Origin of the sequence: Mesorhizobium loti, assembly GCF_003148495.1 — a bacterium.
Taxonomy (GTDB): Bacteria; Pseudomonadota; Alphaproteobacteria; order Rhizobiales; family Rhizobiaceae; genus Mesorhizobium; species Mesorhizobium loti.
Genome location: NZ_QGGH01000001.1, coordinates 1,488,203 through 1,513,843 on the forward strand (window position 1 = coordinate 1,488,203; position 25,641 = coordinate 1,513,843).

Here is a 25,641-nt window from a genome sequence, read left to right on the forward strand (position 1 = left end):
CCGGAGAAGGGCAAGGTAACCGTTTGGTCAGGTCTTGACGGGGAAAGTGGAAATTGCAGCGAATCTCCCGCGAGATAGGCGGGCAGGGGCGATGTCGGCTTGCAGGTTCGAAAGGCGTGACATACCGGTTCCCCTTCTTATATGATAAAGGTACTCCACTAAAGCGGAGGCGCCTCCGTTTATTACGTGGGGGTTGACCCGGCCGGGTTCAAGCCCCCTGACACGATGTGGAGAAAAAATTGGCCACCGAGCCGTCCGCCATTGCTGAACAGAAGGCCGAAGCCGCTGAGGCAAAGCCGCTGCGCGCGGATGCGCAGCGCAACCGCGACCGGCTGGTCGAGGTCGCCGCCGCCGTGTTTGCCGAGCGCGGCATCGATGGCTCGCTGGAGGAGATCGCGCGCCGCGCCGGCGTGGGCATAGGCACGCTCTACAGGCATTTCCCGACGCGCGAGCATCTGGTCGAGGTGGTCTATCGCCGTGAGGTGGAGGGACTGTGCGCGGCCGCCGGCGAGCTCGCCCAAAGACATCCGTCCGATGTCGCGCTGGAACAGTGGATGCAGCGCTTCGTCGACTACATCGCCACCAAGCGCGGCCTGGCGACCAGCCTGCGCATTGTGCTTACCACCAATTCGACGCTGTTTTCCGACACGTTCGGCCGGGTGTCGCAAGCCTTGCGGCAGCTGGTCGAGGCGGCGGTGGCCGACGGCACCATCCGCGGCGATGTCGATGCTTCGGACGTGCTGCACGCGCTGTCGGGCATCTACTCGGCGCCTGACACCCCGGAATGGCGCGACCGCTCGCGCCGGCTGGTCAAGCTCTTGATGGACGGGTTGCGGTTCGGGGCGGGGAAATCCACCAAGGCCTGATGGCCCACGCCGTCGGTACAAGGCAGACGAGAGCCTTGTAAGCAGGCACGTCCGTTGGTCATGTCCGGCCGGATTGGCACACCGCGCTTGCAACTGAACGAGAGCGGTTGTTAAATTCCTCACATTTCAAGTGACCGACAGGCCCACGCATGACTGCTCGCAAAGCACAAAGGACAGCCCGGCTGATCCATCTTCTGTCGGAACGGCGGGTCATCCATCTCAGCGAGGCGGCAACGCTTCTCGGCGTCTCCGAGATGACGGTGCGGCGTGACATCGCCACCAACCAGGGACAGATCGCCTTCCTCGGTGGGCATATACTGGCGGCGGCCGAGATCGACACCGACGCGCCTTACGAACTGGCGACCGCGGCCGACAGCCATGCGGCGGCGAAGCGCGAAGCCTGCCTGCACGCGGTGCGCAAGATACGGCCCGACGAGACGATCTTCATCGATTGCGGCACGACGCTGATCCATCTGATCGACCTCATTCCCGACAATTATCAAATAACGGCAATATGTTACGCCATGAACGTGGCGGAACGCCTGACCCGCAAGGCCAATGTGACGATCATCATGTTGGGTGGCGTCTATCATCCCGCATCGGCGTCTTTTTCGGGCACGCATGATTTCGATATCTTGAAGAGCGTCGGCATCAACGCCGCCTTCCTGTCGGCCGCCGGCGTCGATGCCAAACGCGGCGCCACCTGCGAGCATTTTCACGAGGCGGTGGTGAAGCAGAAGGTGATGGGCCTGGCGCGCGAGAACTATCTCGTCGTCGACAGCAGCAAGATCGGCAAGCTCAAGCGCGCCTTCTTCTCAGCCATGGACGGCTTCGACGCGGTCATTACCGAACATGGTGAGGTTGGACCGGATTCATTCCAGCTGCCGGCTGACTCCGTTTGACATTTTGCCGACCTGATGGAAAAGTTACAAAAAAAGTAAGAGAAGTCCCAAAAGACGATCTCGATATGCCGGGTAGGGGACGCGTCAAGGGAAGGAAATGCAGGCGTCATGATCGAACAGAGTTCGATTTCGCCATCGTCCGAGGCCCCCTTGCTGCGCGTCGAGGGCGTCAGGAAGCGGTTCGGCGGCGTCAATGCGCTGCGCGGTGTCAGCCTCGAAATCCAGTCCGGTGAAGTTCACGCCTTGCTTGGCGAAAACGGGGCCGGCAAATCGACCTTGATCAAGATCCTGAGCGGCGTGCATGTTCATGATGGCGGCTCGATCGAAATCGAAGGCAAACCTGTCTCGTTCGCGTCGCCCGCCCAGTCGCGCAATGCCGGCGTGGCGGTCGTCTACCAGGACCTGAGCCTGGTCGAATCGCTTACGGTTGCCGACAATCTGCTGCTGGGGCGAGAGCCGAAGACGCGGCTCGGCTTCCTGAAGAAGCGCCAGCTGGTGGCGCAGGCCGAGGCCTTCCTGAAATCGCAGAACATCCCGCTCAATGCGCGCGCCATGGTCGGCTCGCTGCCCTTCGCCTACCGCCAGATGACCGAGATCGCCAAGGCGTTGATGGGCGATGTTCGCCTGCTCATCCTCGACGAGCCGACCTCGGCGCTGACCGACGATGAAGAGAAGATCCTGTTCGAGGCGATCCGCGCGGTCGCCGCGCGGGGCGTCGGAGTGATCTACGTCACCCATCGCCTCAACGAGGTGTTCCGAATCTCGAACCGGGTGACCGTGTTTCGCGACGGTCAGAACGCCGGAACATTTGTCACCTCGCAAACCAACATGAGGCAATTGGTCGGCGCGATCGTCGGGCCGGATCACGCTGTTCTGAAGGCGGATGGCGAGGAAGCCGGGCAATGCGTGCCGCCGGCGGCTCCGCATGGTTCATCTGAAAAGCCTGTGCTCGAACTGACTGATGTCAGCAACGACCGGCTGGACCGGACCGATCTCGCGCTGCGCAGCGGCGAGATCCACGGCCTCGCAGGCCTTATCGGCAGCGGACGCACCGAAATCCTGCAAACGATCTTCGGCCTGCGGCCGGTGCAATCGGGCGAGGCCAGCCTCGACGGCGTTTCGCTGAAGGGCACGGATCCGGCAGCGGCGATACGACAGGGTATTGCGCTGGTGCCGGAGGACCGGCATGTCCAGGGCCTGGTTCTCGAGCATTCGATCGAGCGCAACCTGACCTTGCCCCGGTTGCCCTATTTCTCGCGCCTTGGCTGGCTGCAGCGCCGTTCGGCGAGCGAGCACGCCAATGCCGCGATGCGCAGGCTGGCCGTCAAGGCGCCAGGCGCTTTGACCCTTGTGAAGAACCTGTCCGGCGGCAACCAGCAGAAGGTCGTGTTCGGCAAATGGAACGAGCCGCGGCCGCGCGTGCTGCTGCTCGACGAGCCGACGGTTGGTGTCGATGTTGGCGCGCGCGAGGAGATTTACGGCGTCATTCGCGCGGCGGCCGCGGCTGGCAGCGGGGTGCTGCTGGTGTCTTCGGATCTGTCCGAACTGCTCCAGCTCTGCGACCGCATCTCGATCGTCGTCGATGGCCGGATCACCAGGACGATTTCGAGGGCGGAATTCGGCAGCGCCGAGGACCTTCATCACCTCATTCAACTTTCGCAGCCATCGGAAGAGCACGCGGCATGACCGACACAGAAAGCCCGGCAAACGCACCAATGGCAAAGGCTGCCGCCAATCAGCCAAGCGGCCGCTCGGCGCTGCGGCATCTGCTTCAGGGTGAGCGTCCCTACATGCTCTACGTCGCCTTCGCCATCATGCTGGTTGTCTTCAGCCTGGCGTCGCCGTGGTTCCTGTCGATCGACAATTTTCTCAACATCGGCCGGCAGACGACACTGGTCTCGATCATTGCCGTGGGCATGACATTCGTCATCATCTCCAGGCAGATCGACCTGTCCGTCGCCTCGACGCTGGCGCTTTCGGGCATGAGCGCGTCGCTGGCCATGGCGTTCGTCGCCAACAACTGGGTCGTCGGCGCGCTGGCGGGGCTGGGCACCGGGGCGCTGATCGGGCTGATCAACGGGGTGCTGACCACCCGCCTAGAGATCCCGTCCTTCCTGGTGACGCTGGGCACGTTGAGCGGTGCGCGCGGGCTGGCGCTGATGGTCACCAACACCAAACCGGTCATCATCACCAACGAGTATTATTTCGCCATCTTCGGCGAGGGCTCCGTGCTTGGCATCCCGGCGCCGATCCTGTGGACGCTTGGCGTCACCATCGCCGGCATCCTGCTCTTGCATTACAGCGTCTACGGGCGGCGGGTTTATGCGGCGGGCGGCAATCCGACGGCGGCACTCTATTCCGGCGTCCATATCAAGCAGGTCACCACGCTGGCCTTCGTGCTGACCGGCACGCTCGCCGGGCTGGCATCGCTGATCCTGTCGGCGCGTTCGCACGCGGCGCGGCCCGACGTGGTGCAAGGCATGGAGCTCGACGTCATCGCCTCGGTGATCCTCGGCGGCTGCAGCCTGTTTGGCGGCCGCGGCTTTGTGCTCGGCACGCTGCTCGGCAGCCTGATCATCGGCACGCTCAACAACGGGCTGGTGCTGCTCGGCGTCAGCTCGTCGCTGCAACTCGTCATCAAGGGAGCAATCATCGTCGCCGCGGTCGCCTTCACGAGGAGGTAAGGCGCGCATCCGCGGACACCAGCAGAGAACCGCCGGCTCCAAACGGCAAAACAAACGTCAACGATCAACGGAGGAAGTCATGAACCACTCGGCACGAATCCTATTCGGCACATTGAGCCTCGCCGCCAGCGCCTTTGCGCTGTCGACATCCATGAGTTTTGCGCAGACGCCCGACACCTGCGTTACTGGCGTCGACTTGGCGACGCTCGGCCCCAAGGGAATTGTCGGGCAAGGCCCGCATGGCGAAAAGGCAGCCTCGCCCGATGAGCTGAAATTGACCGACGACGAAGCCGCCAAGGTCAAGGCCGGCAAGTTCAAGGTCGGCATCTCCATGCAGACGGTGAACCTCGACTGGTCGCAGCTGCAAGTGGCGGGCATCAGCGAAACGCTGGCCAAATATGGCGTCACCGTCACCGGCGTGGCGTCGGCCGAATATCAGGTCGACAAGCAGATCGCCGACATCGAAAACACCATCCAGCAGCACCCGGACGGCATCATTTCCATCCCGGTCGACTTCACCGCCACGGCGCCGACCTACAAGAAGGTGGGCGAGGCCGGCATCAAGCTGGTGTTCATGGACAGCATCCCGGTCGGCCTTGAATCTCCCAAGGATTTTGCCTCGATGATCTCGGCCGACAGCCAGGGCAATGGCCAGATCGCGGCGACGATCCTGGCGTCCTGCATGCCCAAGGGCGGCACGATCGGCCTGGTGAATTTCGGCGTCGACTATTTCAGCACCAATGAGCGCACCAAGGGCGTCAGCGAGTGGATGAAGAAGAACCGGCCCGACATCGTCATGAAGCAGGTCGACTTCACCGATCCCTCGAAGGTGTCGCAGATTGCCGGCGATTTCCTCACCGGCAATCCTGATGTGAAAGGCCTGTTTGCCGTCTGGGACCAGCCGGCGCTCGACACGCTGTCATCGATGCGCGCGCAGGGTATCGATATTCCGATCACCACGGTCGATCTCGGCCTGCAGTCGGCGATCGAGATCGCCAAGGGCGGCCCGCTCAAGGCGACGGGTTCGCAGCGCCCCTATGACCAGGGCGTCGCCGAGGCGATGGCCATGATGAAGGCACTGATCGGGCAACCCACGCCCGCCTGGGTCGGCGTGCAGTCGCTGCCGGTGGTGCAGTCCAACGTGCTGGAATCCTACAAGACCGTCTTCCACAAGGATCCGCCGGCCGAACTGGTCGACGCCTGCAACAGCGCCAAGCCGAAGTGTAACTGAGATAGGCGAAACGGCATGGGCGCGGGAGAGGTCCCGCGCCCATTTCTATGACACTAAAAACAAGCCCCCGGTTTGCGGGCGACTACCCCTTCGCTTCGACCAGGATCACCAGCGACTCCGGCACCACGCCGTCGTGAGCCATCGCGTCGGCGGCCGCCTTGCTCTGCATCAGCGCGGCCATCTTATCCATGTCCGGAACGTCCATCATCACGGCCACACGTTTCGGGTTCTGCGGATCGACGAAAGTGCGGATGTTGGTGATCCCAAGCGAGCCGAAAAGCTCCTTGCGCTTGGGTGAATTGAGCCAGTGCTTGCTGTCTTTCGTGATGTTGTGGTGGCCGATAACGGTTGGCATGGCATCCTCCCCTGGTTTTACGCAATTCCCAAGGCAAAGCGCTATGCGCTTTTCCCGGATTGCTGAGGTGTCGCCGGCGGTCGATATCGCCCGCCTGATGCTGCGATCCACCTGTGCCAGGCAGTGAGCGCCGTTTCTTTCTGGCTGTCAATTAGCTGCTACTGATGGATGCTGGGTGGTTTGTGGGGCTGCTGGCGCTTGGGGGAGCGCTCAAACGTCGAGGCAGACCTTGCCGAAATGCCTCTGGGATTCGTAGTGCGCGAAGGCGGTGGCGATGTCCTCAAGCGGGAAATGGCGGTCGACAACGGGCTTCAGGCGGTTGATCGCTATCGCCCGGATCATGTCCTCCTGGTCGGCCCGGCTGCCAATGGAAATGCCGCTGATACGGATCTGGTTCGAAAACACCGCCGGGATCGACACCTCAGCCGCAAAGCCGGTCAGGACGCCGATCAGGGCGATGTGCCCGCCCGTCCTGCAGGCCGCAATGGACTGCGCCAGCGTGGCGGGGCCGCCGACCTCGATCACTTGATCGACGCCGCGTCCGTCCGTCAAATCCCTGGCCTTGCGACCCCAGTCCGGCACGGACTTGTAATTGATGACGGTATCGGCGCCGAGGCGCCTGAGCCGCTCCAGCTTCTGCTCGTCGGAAGACGTGGCAATGACCTGGGCGCCGGCGGCTTTGGCGAATTGCAGCGCAAACAGCGATACGCTGCCCGAGCCGAGGACCAGCACCGTGTCGCCGGGCTTCACCTTGCCGCACACAACCAGGCCTCGCCAGGCGGTGACACCCGTGCAGGTGAGCGTCGCCGCCTCGACATGCGTATAGCCCGCCGGTGCCTTGGTGAAGGCCCGCGCCGGCATGCACACATACTCGCTGGCGAAGCCGTCAAAACTGTCCCCCGGAATGTCGCGCCGGGTCGAGGGCGTCATGTCACCGTCCAGCCACCAGGGATAGAAGACGCTGACGACGCTGTCTCCGGGCTTGAATGCATCGACATCGCCGCCGATGGCGATCACCTCGCCAGCGCCATCGGACAGCGGAACGCGGCCGTCAACGAACGGTGTCTTGCCCTGCACCGCGAAGTCGTCACGCAGGTTCAACGAGCAGGCCCGGATCCTGACCAGCACATCACCCGGTCCTGGCCGGGGTGGATCTTCCTCGACCAGGTCGAGATTGCCCAAGCCGCCCGGCGCTTTCAGCCTGACCAGTCTCATTTGTCTTTCTCCACTATGTCGGCGTGTTGCAAAGGCAGGCAGGGTGGCAACCTATTGCCGGGCTTGCCGGCGGGAGATCACCCGCAGCCAGGGCGCCAGATGGAAGGCGCTCATCAGAAGATACATTGCCGGCATTCCGGTGAATGGCGAGGCATTCTCCCCCATGCACAGCATGGCCGCATCGCCACTGAAGACACAGGTGAGCAGCGCCATCAGGGCGAAGGTGGGGGCCGCGGCAAGGCACAGCCAATCGGCGATGCCGAGGGTGGACGCATTGGTGCTTTCGGGGATCGCTCCGCTGGTGGCTGTGTGGATATCGAGCATGGTCTTTTCCTTGATGGTTGTGCCGTGCCGAGGTCAGGGGGACTGCGCCCTGCGAGCCCCCACTCCGGCCGCTACGCGGCCACCTCTCCCCCGCCAAAGGCGGGGGCGAGGAACCCAAGCTGGATAGCCCTTACTGGTCCTTGTCGCGGAACGCCGCTTCGCCGGCAGCCGACACTTGTTCCCATGTCTTGTCGGGTGCGGCGTCGTAATTGTCGTGCCAGTTCCACCAGCTGTAGAGAGGGGTCTGCGGATAGCCTTCGGGCGAATCCTCCCAGATCTCCTGGCGGCCGAGCGGCGTGGCGTCGAGATAGCTCCAGACGGTGCCCATCGCCTCGTCGCCGCGGCTGTTGATGAAATAGGTGCGGAAGATGCGGTCGCCATCGCGGATGAAGACGTTGTGGCCGTGCCATTCATCGACGCCGAAGTCTTTGTCGAAACTGTCCGTGATGGTGTACCAGGGCATCTCCCAGCCCATCCGCTCTTTCAGCCGGACAATGTCGGCCTGCGGAGCGCGCGAGGCGTAGGCAAGCGTGGTGTTGCGGGCATTGAGATGGGCGAGGTGACCGACCTGGTCGGCGCCGAGCGAACAGCCGCGGCAGGCATGCTCGGGCCAGCCGAACACGCCGGGCTCGAAGAAGGCGCGGTAGACGATCAACTGGCGGCGGCCCTCGAACAGGTCGAGCAGGCTCGCCTTGCCATTCGGCCCCTCGAAAACATAGGCCTTGTCGACTTCCATCCACGGCATGCGCCGGCGCTCGGCGGCCAATGCGTCCTTGGCGCGCAGCGTTGCCTTCTCTTTCACCAGCATCTGTTCGCGGGCGGCTTCCCAGTCCTGCCTTGAAACGATCGGCGGGGTCTTCATTGCAGTGTGCTTGGTCATTGGTCGTCTCCTTGTCAGTTTGCCGCCGCACTGTTGCGACGTGTTGCTGCTTGCTGGTCGTGAGCTAGGGTAGGGCGGTCAGGCGCAGCGGTGGGAGTTACAGACGTGACGGGATTTGAATCGCCAGGCCCGCCGCAGCAGGGATGGCGGATTCGCCCGGCGTGCCTGGCCGTGTCGATTGTCGCGTCGAGGGGTAGATCGGCTGAACTGGGCATCTTCTTCTCCGTTGGCGTGCCGTTGGTTGCCGGCACGGCTTGCTGGTTGACGGCCATGACTTAAGTTAGGGCGGGCAGCGCTGGGGGTGGAAGTTACAAGTTTGACGGGATTTGAATGGACTCGCTGATCACCGCGGCGGCACTGGCGCTGGCCGGCGGCGATCCGCTCGGCGCGCTGGATCGCGTCGCCTTGCGCGAAGATCCGCCGGCGCTGGCGCTGCGCGGCATTGCGATGGCGCAGCTCGGCGATCTCGATCGCGCCAAGGCGCTGCTGCGGCGGGCCGCGCGTGGCTTCGGCCCGAAAGAAGCGGTGGCGCGCGCTAGATGCGTCGTCGCCGAGGCCGAGATCGCGCTGGTCTCGCGGGATCTCGGCTGGCCTGCCACGGCGCTCGATGCGGCGCGCGCGACGCTGGAAAAGCATGGCGACCGGCTGAACGCCGCGCATGCCGGCCACCTCAAGGTGCGGCGCCTGCTTTTGATCGGCCGTCTCGACGAGGCTGAAGACGTGTTGGCCGGGCTCGACCCGGCGCCGCTTCCGCCGGCCTCGCGCGCCGCGCACGAGCTGGCCGTCGCCGGCATCGCGATGCGGCGCCTGAAGACGAAGCCGGCGCGCAGGGCGTTGGAGTGGGCCCGCCACGCCGCCCGCCGGGCCGGCATTCCGGGCCTGATCGCGGAGGTCGACAGCGCATTCCTGGCGCTGGACACGCCGGCCGCGCGGCTGATCGCGGGTGGCGGGCAGCGCCCCGTGCTGCTCGAGGACGTCGAGGCGTTGCAGGCGTCGCCGGCGCTGCTGGTCGATAGCTTCCGCTATGTCGTGCGCAGGCAGGAAATCGTGGTCTCGCTGGCAACGCGCCCGGTGCTGTTTGCGCTGGCACGCGCGCTCGCCGAAGCATGGCCGGGCGACGTGTCGAGGGCGAGGCTGATCGCTGAAGCCTTCGGCGGCAGGCACGCCGATGAATCGCATCGGGCGCGGCTGCGGGTCGAGATCGGCCGGCTGCGCGCCGAATTGCGGGGTCTGGCCGACATCGGCGCGACCAGCCAGGGCTTCGCGCTGGCACCGCGCGAGGCGCGCGAGGTGGTGGTGCTGGCGCGGCCTATCGAGGAGCGGCACGCGGCGGTGCTGGCTTTCCTTGCCGATGGTGAATCCTGGGCGAGTTCGGCGCTGGCGCTGGCGCTTGGCACTGGCCAGCGCAGCGTGCAGCGGGCGCTGGAGCAGCTTGGCGAGGCCGGCAAGGTGCAGTTTTTCGGTCACGGCCGGGCGCGCCGCTGGATGACGCCGCCGGTGGCGGGATTCACGACCACCTTGTTACTCCCGGCGCCGCTGCCGAGCGGTTAGTAAGGGACATTGGACCATCTCAGTGAGGACAGAGACATGAAACAGTCAGCAGCCGAAATCCTGCGCGAATACGGACCTTTTGCCGATGTTGAGAGGGTGCATGGGGTGAGCTTTGACGGCAACAACGTCTGGTTTGCCTCAGGTGAGAAGCTGAACGCCTTCAATCCGGAAAACGGGCAGGCGCTGTGCTCGATCGATGTCGCGGCACATGCCGGCACCGCCTGGGACGGCCAGCATTTCTTCCAGCTTGCCAACGACCTGATACAGAAGATCGACCCTGATACCGGCCAGGTGCTGGCGACCATTCCGGCGCCCGGTGGTGGCGGTGATTCCGGGCTGACCTGGGCCGAAGGGACGCTCTGGGTCGGGCAATACCGCGAGCGCAAGATCCACCAGATCGACCCGGAGACCGGGGCGATCCTGCGCACCATCGAATCCAACCGCTTCGTCACCGGCGTGACATGGGTCGATGGCGAGCTGTGGCACGCCACCTGGGAAGGCGACCAGAGCGATTTGCGCCGCGTCGACCCGCAATCGGGCAAGGTTCTGGAGAAGCTCGACATGCCGGCCGGCATGGGCGTGTCGGGGCTTGAATCCGATGGCGGCGACCGCCTCTATTGCGGCAGCACATCCGCCGGGGTGGTGCGGGCGGTGCGCCGGCCGCGGTGAGGCTTCGGCTGACGCCGAGGTCACTTGCAGGCGCATTTCGGCAATTTGTCGCTGCCGGCTGGCCGTCGCCTGCTGTCGAACCTAGATAGGCTGTGCACCGGGCGGACCGCCTGGACCCACCTTGTAAAGGACCCCGACATGCCTGCACAGCCCACCACGCCTGCACAGATTGCGTTGAACGACGGCTCCGCCATTCCCCAGCTCGGGCTTGGCGTGTGGCAGGTCGACCAGGACATCACCGCCGAGGTGGTGGGTTGGGGCATCGAGGCCGGCTATCGCCTGATCGACACCGCCGAAGGCTACCAGAACGAGGAGGGGGTAGGAGAGGCGATCCGTAGCGCAGGCGTGCCGCGCGGCGAGCTGTTCATCACCTCGAAACTGCGCAACGCCGCGCACCAGCGCGATGCGGCTTTGCGCGCTTTCGACGAGACGATGGCCAAGCTCGGCATCGAGCAGATCGACCTGTTCCTGATCCACTGGCCGGTGCCCAGCCAGGACAGATATGTCGAGGCCTGGAAGACGCTGGTCGAGCTCAGGCAGGCCGGCCGCATCAAGTCGATCGGCGTTTCAAATTTCAACCAGGACCATCTGGAGCGGATCATCGCAGAGACCGGCGTGACGCCCGTCGTCAACCAGATCGAGCTGCATCCTCGTTTCCAGCAGCGCGACCTCAGGGAGTTTCACGCCAAGCACGACATACGTATCGAAAGCTGGAGCCCGCTGGGCAGCGGCCGGCTGCTGAACGATCCGATCTTGGCAAGCATTGCCAAAAAGCATGGCAAGTCTGTCGCCCAGGTGATCATCCGCTGGCATCTCCAGGAAGGGCTGATCGTCATTCCAAAATCGATCCGCCAGGACCGCATCGCCGCTAATTTCGATGTCTTCGATTTCGAGCTCGATGCCCAGGACCTGCAGACGATCCGCGGCATAGATTCGCCCGACGGTCGCACCGGGCCGAACCCCGCTACTGCGACGTTTCTGTTCTGAAGAGAACCGAGCCTAAAGCTGCCAATCTCCGCCTCGTGGGGGAGATTGGCTATCTTCGGCCGTCTCCGCTCAAATCCCCGAGCCGTCCAGCTGTTGGGCGTCTTCGCCTTCCCAAGGCGCCGGCATGGACGCGCGGCTGAGGTTGGCCGTCGGCAGCGGCATCCAGCACTTCAGTTCCGGCTCGGCATATTCGATGACGCGCCCAGGCGAGGAGTCCGACGCGCGCCAGCCTTCCGAGGCGAACTGGTCGGCGCGCGACCAATAGGCGAGGTCGACTTCCGCCGGCCCCTGTTCGGACGGGCGCACCGTGACCAGGATGCGGCTGCCATCCCTCGGCGCCGTCGACATATGGCGCCACCGTTCGGGCTCGTCCATCGCAATTCCTCCTCGCACCTGTTCGTCGGGTGGAGTGTCGCCTTGCGGTCCGAAGGGGTCAACCCAAAGTTTGCGCCGGTGAGCGGCTCTGTACGATGTCAGAACTTGGCGGGATCAGGCGAAGTTGGCGACCGACGTATACTTTGGGGAGTTGGGGTACTTGAAGACGTCGGCCGCCAGGGTGGGGTTGGGACGCACCACGTTGGGGACGCGATGCAAGGTCAGGCTAGGCGCTTGCCTGACATCTGCAATCGGAACGCCGGCCCATGGTGAACGACTGGTTACTATCCACAGGGGTTTACCCGACAGGCCAGTGTCAGGACAGCTGTGCGCAACGCGGAACTGCCGGCCATGCGCGCTCGACGGGCTGTGACCCAGTTGATAAGCCCGTCTGCGAAAGGAGCGCCTGAGTCGAGATGACCGTTGCGATCGAGATGGGACACACGACCGCAGGCGCCCCGGCGAAGCTGGATCTCGAGGAATTGCTGGCGACCCGGCTTTTGGTGCAGGGCAATTCGGGCTCCGGCAAGTCGCATCTGCTGCGGCGCCTGCTGGAGCAGAGCGCGCCCTGGGTGCAGCAGACCATCATCGACCCCGAAGGCGACTTCGTGTCGCTTGGCGATCGTTACGGCCATCTGGTGATCGATGCCGAGCAACATACCGAGCGCGGCCTGCAGGCGGCCGGCGAGCGGGCGCGCATCCATCGCGTCTCCACGGTGCTCAATCTCGAAGGGCTCGATGCCGAGAACCAGATGCGGCGCGCTGCTGCCTTCCTCGGCGGGCTGTTCGAGGTCGCCCGCGACCACTGGTACCCGATGCTGGTGGTGGTGGACGAGGCGCAGCTGTTCGCGCCGGCGGTGGCGGGCGAGGTTTCCGACGAAGCGCGCAAACTTTCGCTCGGCGCCATGACCAATTTGATGTGCCGTGGCCGCAAACGCGGGCTGGCCGGCATCATCGCCACCCAGCGGCTGGCCAAGCTCGCCAAGAACGTCGCCGCCGAGGCGTCCAATTTCCTCATGGGCCGCACCTTCCTCGATATCGACATGGCGCGCGCCGCCGACCTTCTGGGCATGGAGCGGCGCCAGGCGGAAGCCTTTCGCGATCTGGAGCGCGGGCAGTTCATGGCGCTCGGCCCGGCGCTGTCGCGCCGTCCGCTGGGCCTGCGCATCGGCCCGACCGACACAAGCCCGCGCAACGGAACGCCGCGGCTGATGGCGATGCCGGAATCAGCACTCGAGGATGCACGCGCCATCATCCTGGCGGCGCCGCCACCCGAGACCGTGCGCGCGCCGCGCCGCACGACGTCACCGGACCTGCTCGACCAGCTGATGGCGGCCAAGTCTGCGGCGCTGGAAATCCGCCCCGAACCGGTGGAACCGCAAGTCAGCGCCGAGGACCTAGCGGAGCGTCACGAGCGTGTCGACCGTGTGCTGCGCGCCATCCTGGCGCAACCCGACGCGGGTTTTCGCGTGATCGGCGTGCTCTATCAGGAATTCGTGGTCCGTTGCCGCATAGAAGGCCTCGCCTCGGTCGTGCCCGACCTGCCGGAGTTCCGCCGCATGCTGACGCGCGCCCGCGCCGGCCTCGGCTCCGAGACGACGCAGGATGACGCGTGGCGGGACGTTTCCGTCCGCGCGTCGCTGCTGCCCGACGACATGCAGGGCGTGTTCATGATGATCGCCCGTGCCGCGAAGGAGGGCTGGCCGTGCCCGAGCGATGCCGCGATCGCGCGTGCCTACGGCTCGCACTCGCTGCGCCGCGCCCGGCGCCTCTTGACCTATATCGAGGAGCAAGGCCTCATCGTCTGCCAGTTCGACGGAACAGGCCGGCGTACCGTGACGCTGGTCGAACTGGCCTGGGCAACGGCACCGGGCGATCCAAATGCCGCGGAGGTGGAGCAGGGGAGCTTGGCGCTGTGAGGCTGATATGAGGATTTCAGCACAGAGCGGACCGCAGCCTGGCGGCAATGGTGTCCGGATTCGTGTCATGGGGACGCCGAGATCTGGAACAAATCTCGCAAAGGATCTTATCCAACGCTATCTCGGAATACCGGTCGTCTTCGATCAAGGCTTTTGGAAACATGGGATCTTCCCCGCCCTGATGGACGGGCGTGAGCTGCAATATGGAAACTTGCCCATAGTTGTAATGAGCAAGGATCCCGTTACCCAGCTTCTGTCATGGTTCCGCTTCTCCCGGACCGACAGCATTTTCAGGCCGGAGAAAAATCTCGGTTCGTTCCTGAAGAAGCCGTTCGAAGTCAGGCAGGATTTTACCCAGCCAGGGCAGATGGCGTACAGGTTCCGCACACCTGCCGATTACTGGAACCAGTTCTACTTTGCCATGGAAGCGCTTCGCCGCACCGGCGCGCCGGTGCATTTCGTCTGCTATGAGCATCTCGTTGCAACGCCGGCCCTTTGCCTGAATGCGATGTCCCGCTTTCTTGATCTTCCCCGGCCTTTCGACCCCGGCACCGCCGTGGCAATGCCGCAGCACGCGATTGGCGCCAGCAACGACATCGACCCGCCTGCGGACCCCACTGCCAATCAGGGCCCGTTCGATCCCGCCCGTGCGGATCTGGCATCCGCCCTTGCCAGGATGGGGTGGCGCAATGCGAGCACTATCCTGCGGGCCATCGACGACGATGTGCTTGATGCAACGGGGCGACCTGAGTTTCGCAAAACCTGCAGGCAGGCGGCGGGCGCCAAGGCGATGCTGAGGTCGCTGGTTGGGTTTTGGTGAGGGGCGGTCCGGCGGCCGGAGGGCCGCACCGGGAGATTTCATGCCGAGGTGACGGGCGCCGCGAGGGGACTCAGCCGGTGAACGCTTCGAATGTATCCTTGGAGGTCAGCATCGCCTGGCCGTTGAACGAGATCGAGAAATCACCAAGCTGGTACTGGCCTTGGTCATTCTTGACCAGAAGGTCGCCATCAACCTTGTTGAAGCCACTCTCGATGCCTTTGACGATCCTGTCGACGTAGCGCAGGTTGCTCTTGACGGAGAGAATATCGTTCTTGGCCAGCTGCTGCGCGAGACGTTGGAGCTTCGGGTTGTCGCCGATACTTTGCCGCCGCGCTTCAATGGCATCGGGGCTGGTGCGCGCCAACGCCGCGTTCAGAACCGGCAATGCCTTCTGCAAGCTGAACAATGCATCGGAAGTCATCTTGCTTGCGTCGGCGTAGCTCAGGCTTTGGTTGCTGATCGCCTTGTTGGCCTGCGCTTGCGGGATGCGGTCGGCGGCAGCCTCCATCTCGTCCTGGACGGCCCACATATAGTCATGCTCTTCCATTGCCATCACCGTTTCCCGCGTCTCGCCGGCAGGAATGAAATAGCGCGCAACAGTGGAGTCCTTGTGCTGGCGATCCGCCTCGACCATCGAGCTGATGAAGCGTGTATACTCGGCATAGAGTTCGCCATAATTGGCTTGGCCGGCGCGCATATAGGGGTCGTCCGCCGTCGTGGTGGAGGCTTGTGCCGCACTGGCGGATGAAGCCGCTGGTGCGTCCGCCTTGGCGTCCTGGCCAAAGCTACCGAACAGGTCATACTCTGTGTTGTCCTCATTGCTGGCGGCGCCCGGTCGGATGACCGGAGCCTCGGCCCGCAGCGCTGTACCTGCTTTGAGGAACGTCGACTGGCTTGTTGCAGCAAAGCCGCTCCTGGCGGACATCAGCTTCTGTATTGTAACAGTGAGGTGCGAGATAATCTGCATTGAGTAATCCTTGAATTTCCCATGCCTTGCATGCGATTCGCAGAATGAAGCACAGCAGTTAATCAACGGTTCAAGGTGAGCATTGGACAAAATAGTTAGTCTGGTGCCAACGGCGTCTCCAATATAATTCAACAACAACTAATATAGTTGGCAAAGCCGCGAAAGCGACGAGCTTTCGAAACCCCGATTCATTCCGATGTCCAGCATGAGGAATGCGCCGCAGTGATCGCGGATCCTTCGCGCCACCAGCCGCGCAACGTGGCCGGCGAGGTCGATGTCGGCCGCGATGAGATAGGACGCGTTGGCGGAGACGGCATGGAATGCCGCATCCCGATGCGACCCGACATGGACACACAGAAAGGGCAGGGGGGGATCCATGTGCAAACGGTTGCCGTTGCCGAATTCGCGACGGATCGGCTTGCCGTCCCGGGAAAGCGCGTCCAGATCCGCTTCGATCAGCGCCAATGGAGACGCGGACTCGACGAGCTTCAGCTTCATCGCATGGCCCGCAGCGCCTCAGCCAGGACGGGCACGGTCGATGCCAGCATGGCGCGCAGCCGCTCGATTGCGCTCCAGTCGGGGTCGCCGCTCCATTCGTCCATGAAGATCTTCTTGAACTCGACCGCGATGGCGCACCCGGTTTGTGGAAAATTGGCATGGACGAAGCGGGTCTGTTCGCCCTCGCCCTGGAAGGATACGTTCTCGCGCACGTCGATCGGCTCGCCGTCGAGACGCTGGCCGCGAAGCGCCTCGATGAAAGCGTCGACGACCGGCGCCCAGCGCTCGCGGTCCATCGAGAATGTGCCGATATTGATATCGGGCGCGCCATCTTGTGACGCGGGCGCTCCTTGCGGCCCTTCGCGCCGGTGGTTGTAGCTGTGGACGTCGACAAGGACGAACCTGCCGTAGCGTTTTTCGACATCGACGAGGACACGCTTGAGCTCGGCATAGAACGCGTCGTGAAACGCGAGGGACTCGTTCACGATCTTCTCGGCCGGTGGCTCTCGCCACACATTCAAGCCCCAGGACTGGTCCGGCGACAGATAGATCGCAGCCTCGCGTGCCCGGTTCAGATCGACCTGAAAGCGCGATCGATGAACGATAAGCTGGGTCGGGAAATCGGCGATAAACTGTTCGGTGAAGGGATCCTCCTCCCGCAGCCGGTCGGCGTTGGAGATGGACAGCAGCGATTGGCAAACGGGCCCGACATCGCAGCCGCTGTGGATCGCCGTGCCAATGACGGGCGATGCACCGAGCTTGATTGTCCAGCCTGCCGATGATCCGTTGGAAGTGTTGTTGAAAATGGGCTTGTTCGCGATCCACTGAAATGCGCGGAGAGGGCGGACGGGTCCGGTTCGCCACACAAGCCTAACGTTTTATACCCTTGAGGAAACCAGGAATTTGCTCCAAGCTGGGCTTTCTCAATGATTTCCGGTTCGCACGGCGTACGCCAATTCAGGTTGGGCGCCTGGCTCAATGCCGCGATGCGGAACCGGATGGTCATTGTGAGGAGACTGTTTATAACGGTCGCTGAAATCGCGAAGATCAAGGGGAGACGATGCGCTACATACGTCCGCTTTCAATGGAAGATGCCGTTGGCCAGTTGGCCGGCTCGTCCGGTACATCAGCAATTCTCGCGGGGGGCAGCGACCTCCTGGTGAGGATGAAAGGCGGCTTCATCGAACCCGACCTGATCGTCGACATCAAGGCGATCGACGGCTTGAGCGAGATCAGGGAAACGCCTGAAGGCTTCAGCATCGGCGCCGCGGTCCCCTGCGCCGTGTTGGGAGAGAGTGCCGCCCTGAAGAAGGCATGGCCTGGTGTCGTCGAGGCGGCCAAGCTGATCGGTTCGAAGCAGGTGCAGGGACGCTGCACCATAACCGGCAATCTCTGCAACGCTTCGCCGGCCGCCGACAGCGTGCCGGCGCTGGTTGCCGCCGGCGCCAGGGCAGTGGTCGTCGGACCGGCGGGCAGGCGCACGATTCCCGTGCAGAGCGTGCCGACCGGACCGGGCAAGACGTCGCTGGCCAAAGGCGAGATCATCGAGGCGATCCTGCTCGACAAGCGCGCGCCGCGGTCGGGCGATGCCTATCTGCGTTTCATTCCGCGCACCGAGATGGACATCGCGGTGGTCAGCGCCGGCGTGAACCTGACGCTGGATGAGCACGGTGTCGTCAAATCGGCCCGCGTGGCGCTGGGCGCCGTGGCGGCGACGGTGCTTCTGGTCGAAGAGGCCGCGCAGGTGCTCATCGGCTCCAAGCTGGACGAAGCGACGCTGGAGCGGCTCGCCAAGGTCTGCGCGGGGGCTTGCCGTCCCATCGACGACAAGCGCGGCACCATCGAGTTCAGAAGGAAAGTTGCGGGCGTGCTGGCCAAGCGGGTCGCCACGACCGCCTATGCACGTGCAGGAGGCAAATGATGGCTGGTGTAGCAGTTTCAACCACAATCAACGGCGACACTGTCGAGTTCCTGTGCCAGCCGGACGAGACGCTGCTCGATGTCCTGCGCGATCGGCTGGGACTGACGGGCGCCAAGGAAGGCTGCGGCACCGGCGACTGCGGCGCCTGCAGCGTCATCCTCGACGACCGGCTGGTGTGCTCGTGCCTTGTGCTCGGCGCGGAGACCGAGGGGCGGCGCGTCGAGACCATCGAGGGCATGGCGCATGGCGACAAGCTGCATCCGCTGCAGCAGAAGTTCCTCGAGCATGCAGCGCTGCAATGCGGCATCTGCACGCCGGGCTTCCTGATCGCAGCCAAGGACCTTTTGGCCAAGAACCCCGACCCGACCGAGGAGGAAATCCGCTTCGGCCTTGCCGGGAACCTCTGCCGATGCACCGGCTACGACAAGATCGTGCGCGCCGTCCAGGACGCGGCCATCGTGATGAAGGGAGCCTGAGATGAATTTCGATCCACGTTTTTCCGGACGTAAATTCACTTCCGTCGGCACACGCCCGATCCGTCCCGACGGCGTCGACAAAGTGACGGGCCGCGCGCGCTACGGCGCGGACTTCAACATGGCCGGCCAGCTGGTCGGGCGCGTTTTGCGCAGCCCGCACGCCCACGCCAGGATCGTCAAGATCGACACGTCGAAGGCGGAGAAGCTCGCCGGCGTGAAGGCGGTGATCACCGCGGCCGACCTGCCGGACCTCACCAATGGCGATGCCGCCATGTACGACGTCCTCGACAACTGCATGGCGCGCACGAAGGCGCTCTATGACGGCCACGCGGTGGCCGCGGTGGCGGCGGTCGACGCCCGCACGGCCAGGCAGGCGCTGAAGCTCATCGAGGTCGAGTACGAGCTTTTGCCGCATGTCACCGATGTCGACGAGGCGGCGAAGCACTCGGCGCCCTTGATCAATGATGCCATCTTCACCGAGGGTCTTGAGGAAAAGCCGGTAAAACCCTCCAACGTCACCAAGCGCAGCCAGTTTGGCCATGGCGATGTCCATCAGGGTTTCGGGCACGCCGACTTCATCGTCGAGCGCTCCTTCAAGACCGAGCAGACGCACCAGGGCTATATCGAGCCGCATGCCTGCGTGGCGAATTTCAGTTCAGACGGCACCGCCGACCTTTGGGTCTGCACGCAGGGCCATTTCGTCTACCGCCAGCACTGCGCCCAACTGCTTGGCATGGAAGCCTCGAAACTGCGCGTCACCTCGTCGGAGATCGGCGGCGGTTTTGGCGGCAAGACCCATGTCTGGGCCGAGCCAGTGGCGCTGGCGCTGTCGCGCAAGGCAGGCCGGCCGGTGAAGCTGGTGATGACCCGCGACGAGGTGTTCCGCGCCTCGGGCCCGACCAGCGCCACCTCGATCGACGTGAAGATCGGCGCCCGCAAGGACGGCACGATCACCGCCGCCGAAGCGACGCTGCGCTACAGCTGCGGCCCGTATGCCGGCTCCTGGGCCGAGATCGGCGCGATGACCGCGTTTGCCTGCTACAAGCTCGATAACGTCAAGACGGTCGGCTACGAAGTGCTGGTCAACCGGCCGAAGACGGCGGCCTATCGCGCGCCCTCGGCGCCGATGGCGGCGTTCGCGGTGGAAAGCGCCGTCGACGAGCTGGCCAAGATGATCGGCATGGACCCGGTCGACTTCCGCATCAGGAACGCCGCGCAGGAAGGCACAAGGTCCTCCTACGGCCCGGTCTACGGCCCGATCGGCATCGGCCCGACGCTCGAGGCGGTGAAGAGCCATCCGCACATGAAGGCCCCGCTCGGCAAGAATCAGGGCCGCGGCATGGCTTGCGGCTTCTGGTTCAACTTCGGCGGCCAGACCTGCACCGACCTCAACATCGGCATGGACGGCTCGGTCTCGCTTGCCGTCGGCACGGTGGACGTCGGTGGTTCGCGCGCGTCGCTGTCGCTGGTGGCGGCGGAGGAACTTGGCATCGCCTACGAGCAGGTCAAGGCGATCGTCGCCGACACCTCCAGCCTCGGCTACAACGACATGACGGACGGCAGCCGCGGCACCTTCTCGTCCTCCATGGCGACGATCTCGGCCGCCCGCAACGCGATCAAGATCCTGCGCGAGCGCGCCGCGCAGATGTGGGACATTGCCGTAGACGACGTGGTCTGGGAAAAGGGCCACGCGATTGCCAAGGGCGAGAAGCACGGCAATCTCGGCAAGCTGTCGCTGAAGGAGATCGCGGTGGAATCGGGCAAGACCGGTGGACCGATCGCCGGCCACAGCGAGCTCGTCGCCGATGGCGCCGGCGTCTCCTTCGCCACCCATATCTGCGATATCGAGGTCGATCCCGAGACCGGCGCCACCAGGGTCCTGCGCTACACGGTCGTGCAGGATGCCGGCAAGGCGGTGCACCCGACCTATGTCGAGGGACAGTACCAGGGTGGTGCCGCGCAAGGCATCGGCTGGGCGCTCAACGAGGAGTATATCTACGGCAAGGACGGGCGGCTGCAGAACCCGGGCTTCCTCGACTACCGCATCCCGGTCTGCTCGGACCTGCCGATGATCGACACGCAGATCCTAGAGATCCCCAACCCCAACCACCCTTATGGGGTGCGCGGTGTCGGCGAGACGTCGATCGTGCCGCCGCTGGCGGCGATCGCCAACGCCGTGTCGAACGCCGCGGGCGTGCGCATGACGCATATCCCGATGTCGCCGCCGCGCATCCTGGCGGCGATCGAGGCGGAACGGGAATGGTCGAAGTAACGCTCTGGGGCTCGCTTGGCGCGCTCGCCGGAGGCAACAGCAAGGTCGAGATCGAGGCCAAGGACATAAGGGAGCTGTTCAGGAAGCTGGCTGAACAGTATCCCGGCCTCGAGCCCTGGATCGATAAAGGCATCGCCGTCGCCATCGACGGGACGATCTATCGGGATACGTGGTCAAAGAAGCTGCCGGAGGGGGCGGAGATTTTTCTCCTGCCGAGGCTGGCGGGTGGATAGGCGCGCCATTGACGACGATATGCTCGATGCGACGGGACAGGCCGGGTTTCGGCAGACGGGCCGCGAGGCGGTTGGCCCCGCGGCGATGCTGAGGTCGCTCGTCGGTTTCCGGTGAGGGTGGCCGGCAAGGACCGGTCAGCCAGCCGCCGCGATGCCGGCGTGGTGGCTGCCCAATTGCCAGAAGGGCAGGGGAAACCGGCCGTGCTGGACTTCGAGCAGGCGGAAGCCCGCCCCGCCGATCAGGCGCAGCGGATCGCGGTTGAGGTGGCAGCCGCCGGCGATCGATCCCCACAGCCGGTTCAGGCGCTCCTGCCACCTCCGGCAACGCGGTCCCTCGGCTTGGCCATGCTCGATGAAGATCAGCCGGCCCGTCGGCTTCAGGATGCGCCGGATTTCGCTCAGCGCGGCCTCGGGGTCCGGAATGGTGCAGAAGGCATAGGTGACGACCACCGTGTCGGCGAAGCCATCGGCCAAAGGCAGGCTCTCGCCGCTGGCCCGGATGCATTCGACGGCGAAGGGCGCGGCGCGGCTCTTCGGTGCGGCGAGGCCGAGCATGGTGCCGTCGGGATCGACGCCGACCAGCCGCTCTACCCTGGCGGCGTCGTAATAGGGCAGGTTGAGGCCCGAGCCGAAGCCGACCTCGACGACGACACCTTGCGCCCTCGGGATGACGCGCCTGCGCATCTGTGCGAAGGCGCCGGCCGAACAGCCGGCATGGACGAAATAGGGGGCGACGCAGCGCGCATACCAGGAGAGGCAGGTCTGGCACATGGCTCAGCCTCCATGCCTGGCGGCAGGGGCGCCGGCAAACGGTTCTGCTGTGCGGTGGCTTGATGTATTGACCGGTGACATTTCTCGCTCCAAGGGAGTTGATCGGGCCGGATCGGCTCGAAACCGGGGATAGACGGCCGGCGTCCCCTCAACGTCCTCTCGAAACCCTTGCTCGGCCGCGTGCGGATCGATGGAGCTGATACAACTCCGACTTCTGGGTTTTCCGGAGTTCCGGCTGAACGGGCGGCCGATAGAGCTCGCCCTGCGCAAGGCGGCGGCGCTCGTCATCTACCTCGCCGAAGCTGGCGGACCCGTGGCGCGCGAGGTCGCCGCCACGCTGCTGTGGCCTGAAGCCGACGCGGAAGCCGCCCGCGCGCGGCTACGGCGCACTCTGTACAAGATCCGCATCGCGTTCGGCGAGGAGGTCATATCAGCCAGTGCGGCATCCCTCATGGTGCGCGCGCCGCTGTCCGTCGAGGCCGATGCAAGCGCCTTCGAGCATGCCTGCGACGCCGGTCTTCTCGACGATGCCGCCGGCCTCTACACCAGCGACTATCTCGCCGGCTTCTCGCTGCCGGATTGTCCCGAGTTCGAGGAATGGGTGTTCTTCCGCCGCGAGGCCTTGCGCAGCCGGCTGGTGCAGGCGCTGGAGCGGCTGGTGGAAGCCAAGATCGCCGGGGGCGAACCGCGCGACGCTGTAGTCCACGCCACGCGCCTTGCGGCCCTCGACCCGCTGAGCGAAAGCGCACACCGCCATCTGATCCGCGCCCATCTGGCGGCCGGCGACAGGGCGGCGGCCGAGCGCCAGGGCGAAACCTGCACGCGGCTGCTGCGCGACGAACTCGGCGTGGCGCCCGACCCCGCCACGCTCGCTCTGCTGCGCGCCAGCGATGCCGAGGTGCCGAGGACCCGCTATGTCGAGGTGGACGGCATCCATATCGCCTACCAGACCGTTGGCAGCGGCCCGGCCGATATCGTGCTGGTTCCCGGCTTCATCTCGCATGTCGAGCGCATCTGGGAAGACAGGAGCTGCCGCGCCTGGCTCAATGCTGTGTCGCGGCTCGGCCGGCTGATCCTGTTCGACCGGCGCGGCATGGGCCTGTCCGACCGCGTCGGCGCCCGCCCGACCGTCGAGGCGACCGCGCGCGATATTCTGGCGGTGATGGATGCGGCCGGCAGCCGCCGCGCCGTGCTGGTCGGCGCCTCGGAGGGCGGGCCGGGCTGCATCCGCTTTGCCGTCGACCACCCCGACCGCCTGACCGGCCTGGTTCTGTGGGGCTCGCTCGCCAAGGGCAGCCACGCGCCCGACTATCCCTTCGCGCTCACAGCGGCGCAATACGACCTCTGGCAACAACGCCTGCTCGCCGGCTGGGGCGGCCCGGCGGAAATCGAAACCTTCGCACCGAGCGTCGCCGCCGACCGCCAGGCGCGCGCCTGGTGGGCCGGCCTGCTCAGGGCCGCCTCCAGCCCCGGCGCGGTCGCCGGCCTGCTGCAGGCGCTGCGCGATGCCGATGTGCGGCTGCTGCTGTCAAAAGTCTCCGCCAAGACGCTTGTGCTGCACCGCACGGGTGACCGGGCGGTGCGGGTCGAGGCCGGGCGATATCTGGCCGCGAGAATTGCGGGGGCGCGGTTTGTCGAGGTGGAGGGGGAGGATCACTGGTTTTGGGTGGGAGAGCAGGGGGCGCTGCTGGAGGGGATTGGGGGGATGGTGCGGGGTGGGTGATTGGCCGACAAGCGACGTTAAAGGTGCACTGTCACCTTAATTCGATCTTCGGCAGAGCAGATATCAAAATCGTGAACGACCTGCCACGATCCTCGTATTCAGGGCTTTCGCCTACCGTGATGCCACCCGGAAACAGTGCCTGCAGCTCTTCCCATAACTTTTTCGGCCTTTGCGAGATTAGCCTCTGCCGCTTCGAACTGCTTCAGCACTGCCATAATAGGGCTGGTCATTGTGGCTAAGCTTTCGATCCAGAAGGCTTGTTGTCGGCGCGGGCGTCTATCAGAACGACGTCCTTGTGACTGGCAAGTTTGAGCTCGTCCAGGATCGCATCCACTCGGATCTTCTCTTCCAGCGTGAAATAGATGATGGCTTTGATGCCCTGCTTGGCGTCACTGGCAGCCTGATAAATCGGTAGCTGTTTTTCCAAGTTGCGCTTCAATGCGGAATTCTTAGCAAGCTTCATCTCGATCAGGGTCTTGTCGAAGGCACCGCGCGAAATCTTGTAGTCGACGGGGCCGCGGCCATCGTTGGCCTCTGCGCCCACGTCCGAAGGTGAACCAAACCATACCAAGCGCGTAAGGACAGGGAGATCGCTTTCACGTTGTATCGATTTCCCATCGTGCCAGAATATCCGATGTCCACCTTTGTTTTCGACGACGTCCTTCAGGTAAGCGAGGCGTTGGTGGGTTTCCTCGTATGTGCCTCCTGCAATTGTATAGAAGCTGGTCGTGTTGGCCAGCTCCCTTTGCAGCTGGCGCACGTAGTCTTCGAACACGACACGTGTTTCGAGGACTCTCTCAGAGCTCATATCAACTGCGTCGTCACCGTTCTCTTCCTTGAAGCGAATGTAGTAGTCGACAAGATCGGGAAATCTGATCAAGGTTTTAACGGCTGCCTCATCGCGATCGCGCTGACTGAACTCCTTGTCCGGCTCAGAATGCTTGGCAAGCTCGCTTTCGAAATAGGCGAAGACCTGCCCACGGAGCTCGCTATCTGGTATTGCGGTCGGGATACTTTCGAAATCCCGGATCATATCCGTTCGGTTGATCCAGTTCTCCTCACGGGTGAGGATATCCTTTGGAGTGAGCAGAACAAAGTCTTGGTCCCGGCTGAGCCAGGGCAGCTCGTAGAGTCGCCGCGACCATGATTGAGTGGCATAATTGAAGACTGCTTTGTCAACCCAGACCTGTCGCCGTTTTTTGGGGGCAATGTTAGCAAGGGCAAACGCTTGTGTGTACTCGCAAAGGAAGTGCTTGATCAGGTTTGTGGAAAAATCGCTTATGTTATCGCGGCCGACACCACTTTGGACTAGGCACACTTTCTCTACGTGACTGCTCTCTGTAATCTTCTCCTCACCAAAATCAGCGAAAAGCTCTGCTAGATTGGCCCTCAGTGCCTTAGCGAAACCGACACCTAAGCCAGAACCGCCGTTGCCAACCAGAGAGAACCCTAGCCAGTTCTGCCGCACTTCAGAAAAAAAGAACCACGCTGCAACAAGGTCGGAGTTGACTCGGCCTGCCACGACCTGGTCCCGCAGGAATCGAATATATTTCAGGATCTCCGTATGCAGTGCTTGGTATTCGGGTTTCGAGCTGTGGAAAAGCAGGAAGGGATCGATAAAGAGGGGGAGGTCGTTGATGATGGAGATGTTGAAAGCCCCATAGTCATCCAGTATGTCGCGGTCCACACCGAAGTATTCATTGAAGTAGGTTGCCATGATCGATTCTCCCCCGAGGGAGAGATTGGTATTTTTGGGGAGAAAGGTCCACCACAAGGTGGATATTGCGTGTCATAGCCTGGTGCGCCGTGATAGATAGGCGTCGGGCTGCCACCCTCGAGGAGCGTACGTGCAGGCTCAAGCAAGGAACAACTCGACCCGAGTTGTCTTGCCAGTGTGCACTGAACATCGCACTAGACGGGTGCACCCGGCTACAAACAGCCGAGCTAGACGGCACCTGTTTTCTGATCGGATGCTGGGGCTACGCACTTACTGCTGCATGTC

25 protein-coding genes are annotated in these 25,641 nt (G+C 63.9%); 15 read left to right on the plus strand and 10 right to left on the minus strand.

Annotated elements, in window-relative coordinates; genetic code table 11:
• Window positions 1–239 precede the first annotated feature (239 nt).
• The 5 genes from C8D77_RS07545 to C8D77_RS07565 all read left to right on the plus strand — a co-directional run bounded on the left by C8D77_RS07545 (window position 240) and on the right by C8D77_RS07565 (window position 5,683).
• On the plus strand, window positions 240–866 hold the full coding sequence (locus C8D77_RS07545; protein ID WP_109661409.1) for a TetR/AcrR family transcriptional regulator: 627 nt from the start codon (window positions 240–242) through the stop codon (window positions 864–866).
• A gap of 149 nt (window positions 867–1,015) precedes the next feature.
• Window positions 1,016–1,768, plus strand: coding sequence for a DeoR/GlpR family DNA-binding transcription regulator (locus tag C8D77_RS07550; RefSeq protein WP_109660705.1), 753 nt, complete (start codon window positions 1,016–1,018; stop codon window positions 1,766–1,768).
• Between the two features lie 108 nt (window positions 1,769–1,876).
• Window positions 1,877–3,454 carry a sugar ABC transporter ATP-binding protein gene (locus tag C8D77_RS07555; RefSeq protein WP_109660707.1) on the plus strand — a complete coding sequence of 526 codons (1,578 nt, stop codon included), beginning with the start codon at window positions 1,877–1,879 and terminating at the stop codon, window positions 3,452–3,454.
• On the plus strand, window positions 3,451–4,452 hold the full coding sequence (locus C8D77_RS07560) for an ABC transporter permease (RefSeq protein WP_109660709.1): 1,002 nt from the start codon (window positions 3,451–3,453) through the stop codon (window positions 4,450–4,452). The genes C8D77_RS07555 and C8D77_RS07560 overlap by 4 nt, the downstream gene beginning before the upstream one ends.
• Window positions 4,453–4,531: 79 nt before the next feature.
• A complete protein-coding gene (locus C8D77_RS07565) occupies window positions 4,532–5,683 on the plus strand; it encodes a substrate-binding domain-containing protein (protein ID WP_109660711.1) in 1,152 nt (383 codons plus the stop codon).
• Between the two features lie 82 nt (window positions 5,684–5,765).
• On the opposite strand, the gene C8D77_RS07570 is transcribed toward C8D77_RS07565, so the two are convergent.
• From C8D77_RS07570 to C8D77_RS07585, 4 genes are all read right to left on the minus strand, one after another.
• Entirely contained in the window at window positions 5,766–6,038 is a 273-nt protein-coding gene (locus tag C8D77_RS07570) for a hypothetical protein (RefSeq protein WP_056591789.1), read from the minus strand.
• A gap of 210 nt (window positions 6,039–6,248) precedes the next feature.
• A complete protein-coding gene (locus C8D77_RS07575; RefSeq protein WP_109660713.1) occupies window positions 6,249–7,253 on the minus strand; it encodes a zinc-dependent alcohol dehydrogenase family protein in 1,005 nt (334 codons plus the stop codon).
• Window positions 7,254–7,304: 51 nt separating this feature from the next.
• Window positions 7,305–7,577 (minus strand): hypothetical protein, encoded by a 273-nt coding sequence (locus C8D77_RS07580; protein ID WP_109660715.1) that lies wholly within the window; start codon window positions 7,575–7,577, stop codon window positions 7,305–7,307.
• A 130-nt stretch (window positions 7,578–7,707) separates the two neighbouring features.
• Window positions 7,708–8,457 carry a DUF899 domain-containing protein gene (locus C8D77_RS07585; RefSeq protein WP_109660717.1) on the minus strand — a complete coding sequence of 250 codons (750 nt, stop codon included), beginning with the start codon at window positions 8,455–8,457 and terminating at the stop codon, window positions 7,708–7,710.
• Between the two features lie 330 nt (window positions 8,458–8,787).
• Here C8D77_RS07585 and C8D77_RS07590 point away from each other — a divergent pair, with 330 nt between their 5' ends.
• The 3 genes from C8D77_RS07590 to C8D77_RS07600 all read left to right on the plus strand — a co-directional run bounded on the left by C8D77_RS07590 (window position 8,788) and on the right by C8D77_RS07600 (window position 11,664).
• Window positions 8,788–10,008, plus strand: a complete 1,221-nt coding sequence (locus C8D77_RS07590; protein ID WP_109660720.1) for a helix-turn-helix domain-containing protein — start codon at window positions 8,788–8,790, stop codon at window positions 10,006–10,008.
• A gap of 36 nt (window positions 10,009–10,044) precedes the next feature.
• Window positions 10,045–10,677: a Vgb family protein gene (locus C8D77_RS07595; protein WP_109660722.1), complete on the plus strand. Its 633-nt coding sequence runs from the start codon at window positions 10,045–10,047 to the stop codon at window positions 10,675–10,677.
• A 138-nt stretch (window positions 10,678–10,815) separates the two neighbouring features.
• Window positions 10,816–11,664, plus strand: coding sequence for an aldo/keto reductase (locus C8D77_RS07600; protein ID WP_109661411.1), 849 nt, complete (start codon window positions 10,816–10,818; stop codon window positions 11,662–11,664).
• Between the two features lie 69 nt (window positions 11,665–11,733).
• Here the strand turns inward: C8D77_RS07600 and C8D77_RS07605 are convergent, their stop codons facing one another.
• The gene (locus C8D77_RS07605; RefSeq protein WP_023761099.1) at window positions 11,734–12,039 is read right to left on the minus strand and encodes a hypothetical protein; all 306 of its coding nucleotides are present in this window, start codon (window positions 12,037–12,039) and stop codon (window positions 11,734–11,736) included.
• 416 nt (window positions 12,040–12,455) lie between these two features.
• Here C8D77_RS07605 and C8D77_RS07610 point away from each other — a divergent pair, with 416 nt between their 5' ends.
• Both C8D77_RS07610 and C8D77_RS07615 read left to right on the plus strand, forming a co-directional pair.
• Window positions 12,456–13,958, plus strand: coding sequence for a helicase HerA domain-containing protein (locus C8D77_RS07610; protein ID WP_109660724.1), 1,503 nt, complete (start codon window positions 12,456–12,458; stop codon window positions 13,956–13,958).
• Window positions 13,959–13,965: 7 nt separating this feature from the next.
• The gene (locus C8D77_RS07615; RefSeq protein ID WP_127264986.1) at window positions 13,966–14,778 is read left to right on the plus strand and encodes a hypothetical protein; all 813 of its coding nucleotides are present in this window, start codon (window positions 13,966–13,968) and stop codon (window positions 14,776–14,778) included.
• A 70-nt stretch (window positions 14,779–14,848) separates the two neighbouring features.
• On the opposite strand, the gene C8D77_RS07620 is transcribed toward C8D77_RS07615, so the two are convergent.
• From C8D77_RS07620 to C8D77_RS07630, 3 genes are read right to left on the minus strand one after another with little or no spacing between them, the layout of a single operon-like run.
• A complete protein-coding gene (locus tag C8D77_RS07620) occupies window positions 14,849–15,883 on the minus strand; it encodes a hypothetical protein (protein ID WP_146211769.1) in 1,035 nt (344 codons plus the stop codon).
• Window positions 15,884–16,243: a hypothetical protein gene (locus C8D77_RS07625; RefSeq protein WP_245951667.1), complete on the minus strand. Its 360-nt coding sequence runs from the start codon at window positions 16,241–16,243 to the stop codon at window positions 15,884–15,886.
• The gene (locus C8D77_RS07630; protein ID WP_109661414.1) at window positions 16,240–17,064 is read right to left on the minus strand and encodes an N-formylglutamate amidohydrolase; all 825 of its coding nucleotides are present in this window, start codon (window positions 17,062–17,064) and stop codon (window positions 16,240–16,242) included. Before C8D77_RS07630 ends, C8D77_RS07625 begins: the two co-directional genes overlap by 4 nt.
• A 239-nt stretch (window positions 17,065–17,303) precedes the next feature.
• Here C8D77_RS07630 and C8D77_RS07635 point away from each other — a divergent pair, with 239 nt between their 5' ends.
• Genes C8D77_RS07635 through C8D77_RS07650 form a run of 4 tightly spaced genes read left to right on the plus strand, consistent with a single transcriptional unit; the run spans window position 17,304 to window position 21,145 of the window.
• Entirely contained in the window at window positions 17,304–18,164 is an 861-nt protein-coding gene (locus C8D77_RS07635; protein ID WP_109660730.1) for an FAD binding domain-containing protein, read from the plus strand.
• Window positions 18,164–18,640 carry a (2Fe-2S)-binding protein gene (locus C8D77_RS07640; protein ID WP_109660732.1) on the plus strand — a complete coding sequence of 159 codons (477 nt, stop codon included), beginning with the start codon at window positions 18,164–18,166 and terminating at the stop codon, window positions 18,638–18,640. The genes C8D77_RS07635 and C8D77_RS07640 overlap by 1 nt, the downstream gene beginning before the upstream one ends.
• A gap of 1 nt (window position 18,641) precedes the next feature.
• Window positions 18,642–20,912 (plus strand): xanthine dehydrogenase family protein molybdopterin-binding subunit, encoded by a 2,271-nt coding sequence (locus C8D77_RS07645; protein WP_109660734.1) that lies wholly within the window; start codon window positions 18,642–18,644, stop codon window positions 20,910–20,912.
• A complete protein-coding gene (locus tag C8D77_RS07650; protein ID WP_109660737.1) occupies window positions 20,900–21,145 on the plus strand; it encodes a MoaD/ThiS family protein in 246 nt (81 codons plus the stop codon). The genes C8D77_RS07645 and C8D77_RS07650 overlap by 13 nt, the downstream gene beginning before the upstream one ends.
• A gap of 135 nt (window positions 21,146–21,280) precedes the next feature.
• Here the strand turns inward: C8D77_RS07650 and C8D77_RS07655 are convergent, their stop codons facing one another.
• Window positions 21,281–21,916, minus strand: a complete 636-nt coding sequence (locus tag C8D77_RS07655) for a class I SAM-dependent methyltransferase (protein WP_109660739.1) — start codon at window positions 21,914–21,916, stop codon at window positions 21,281–21,283.
• Window positions 21,917–22,106: 190 nt separating this feature from the next.
• Here C8D77_RS07655 and C8D77_RS07660 point away from each other — a divergent pair, with 190 nt between their 5' ends.
• Complete coding sequence (locus C8D77_RS07660) at window positions 22,107–23,639, plus strand: bifunctional AfsR/SARP family transcriptional regulator/alpha/beta hydrolase (RefSeq protein ID WP_109660741.1); 1,533 nt, start codon at window positions 22,107–22,109, stop codon at window positions 23,637–23,639.
• A gap of 235 nt (window positions 23,640–23,874) precedes the next feature.
• On the opposite strand, the gene C8D77_RS07665 is transcribed toward C8D77_RS07660, so the two are convergent.
• Window positions 23,875–25,356, minus strand: coding sequence for a hypothetical protein (locus C8D77_RS07665; protein WP_109660743.1), 1,482 nt, complete (start codon window positions 25,354–25,356; stop codon window positions 23,875–23,877).
• Window positions 25,357–25,641: the final 285 nt, after the last annotated feature.

Bases quoted from the DNA above. Each gene is read 5' to 3' on its own strand.
- C8D77_RS07550 (WP_109660705.1), top strand. From the start codon at position 1,016: ATGACTGCTCGCAAAGCACAAAGGACAGCCCGGCTGATCCATCTTCTG.
- C8D77_RS07555 (WP_109660707.1), top strand. From the start codon at position 1,877: ATGATCGAACAGAGTTCGATTTCGCCATCGTCCGAGGCCCCCTTGCTG.
- C8D77_RS07560 (WP_109660709.1), top strand. From the start codon at position 3,451: ATGACCGACACAGAAAGCCCGGCAAACGCACCAATGGCAAAGGCTGCC.
- C8D77_RS07565 (WP_109660711.1), top strand. From the start codon at position 4,532: ATGAACCACTCGGCACGAATCCTATTCGGCACATTGAGCCTCGCCGCC.
- C8D77_RS07570 (WP_056591789.1), bottom strand. From the start codon at position 6,038: ATGCCAACCGTTATCGGCCACCACAACATCACGAAAGACAGCAAGCAC.
- C8D77_RS07575 (WP_109660713.1), bottom strand. From the start codon at position 7,253: ATGAGACTGGTCAGGCTGAAAGCGCCGGGCGGCTTGGGCAATCTCGAC.
- C8D77_RS07580 (WP_109660715.1), bottom strand. From the start codon at position 7,577: ATGCTCGATATCCACACAGCCACCAGCGGAGCGATCCCCGAAAGCACC.
- C8D77_RS07585 (WP_109660717.1), bottom strand. From the start codon at position 8,457: ATGACCAAGCACACTGCAATGAAGACCCCGCCGATCGTTTCAAGGCAG.
- C8D77_RS07590 (WP_109660720.1), top strand. From the start codon at position 8,788: ATGGACTCGCTGATCACCGCGGCGGCACTGGCGCTGGCCGGCGGCGAT.
- C8D77_RS07595 (WP_109660722.1), top strand. From the start codon at position 10,045: ATGAAACAGTCAGCAGCCGAAATCCTGCGCGAATACGGACCTTTTGCC.
- C8D77_RS07600 (WP_109661411.1), top strand. From the start codon at position 10,816: ATGCCTGCACAGCCCACCACGCCTGCACAGATTGCGTTGAACGACGGC.
- C8D77_RS07605 (WP_023761099.1), bottom strand. From the start codon at position 12,039: ATGGACGAGCCCGAACGGTGGCGCCATATGTCGACGGCGCCGAGGGAT.
- C8D77_RS07610 (WP_109660724.1), top strand. From the start codon at position 12,456: ATGACCGTTGCGATCGAGATGGGACACACGACCGCAGGCGCCCCGGCG.
- C8D77_RS07615 (WP_127264986.1), top strand. From the start codon at position 13,966: ATGAGGATTTCAGCACAGAGCGGACCGCAGCCTGGCGGCAATGGTGTC.
- C8D77_RS07625 (WP_245951667.1), bottom strand. From the start codon at position 16,243: ATGAAGCTGAAGCTCGTCGAGTCCGCGTCTCCATTGGCGCTGATCGAA.
- C8D77_RS07635 (WP_109660730.1), top strand. From the start codon at position 17,304: ATGCGCTACATACGTCCGCTTTCAATGGAAGATGCCGTTGGCCAGTTG.
- C8D77_RS07640 (WP_109660732.1), top strand. From the start codon at position 18,164: ATGGCTGGTGTAGCAGTTTCAACCACAATCAACGGCGACACTGTCGAG.
- C8D77_RS07645 (WP_109660734.1), top strand. From the start codon at position 18,642: ATGAATTTCGATCCACGTTTTTCCGGACGTAAATTCACTTCCGTCGGC.
- C8D77_RS07650 (WP_109660737.1), top strand. From the start codon at position 20,900: ATGGTCGAAGTAACGCTCTGGGGCTCGCTTGGCGCGCTCGCCGGAGGC.
- C8D77_RS07655 (WP_109660739.1), bottom strand. From the start codon at position 21,916: ATGTGCCAGACCTGCCTCTCCTGGTATGCGCGCTGCGTCGCCCCCTAT.
- C8D77_RS07660 (WP_109660741.1), top strand. From the start codon at position 22,107: ATGGAGCTGATACAACTCCGACTTCTGGGTTTTCCGGAGTTCCGGCTG.
- C8D77_RS07665 (WP_109660743.1), bottom strand. From the start codon at position 25,356: ATGGCAACCTACTTCAATGAATACTTCGGTGTGGACCGCGACATACTG.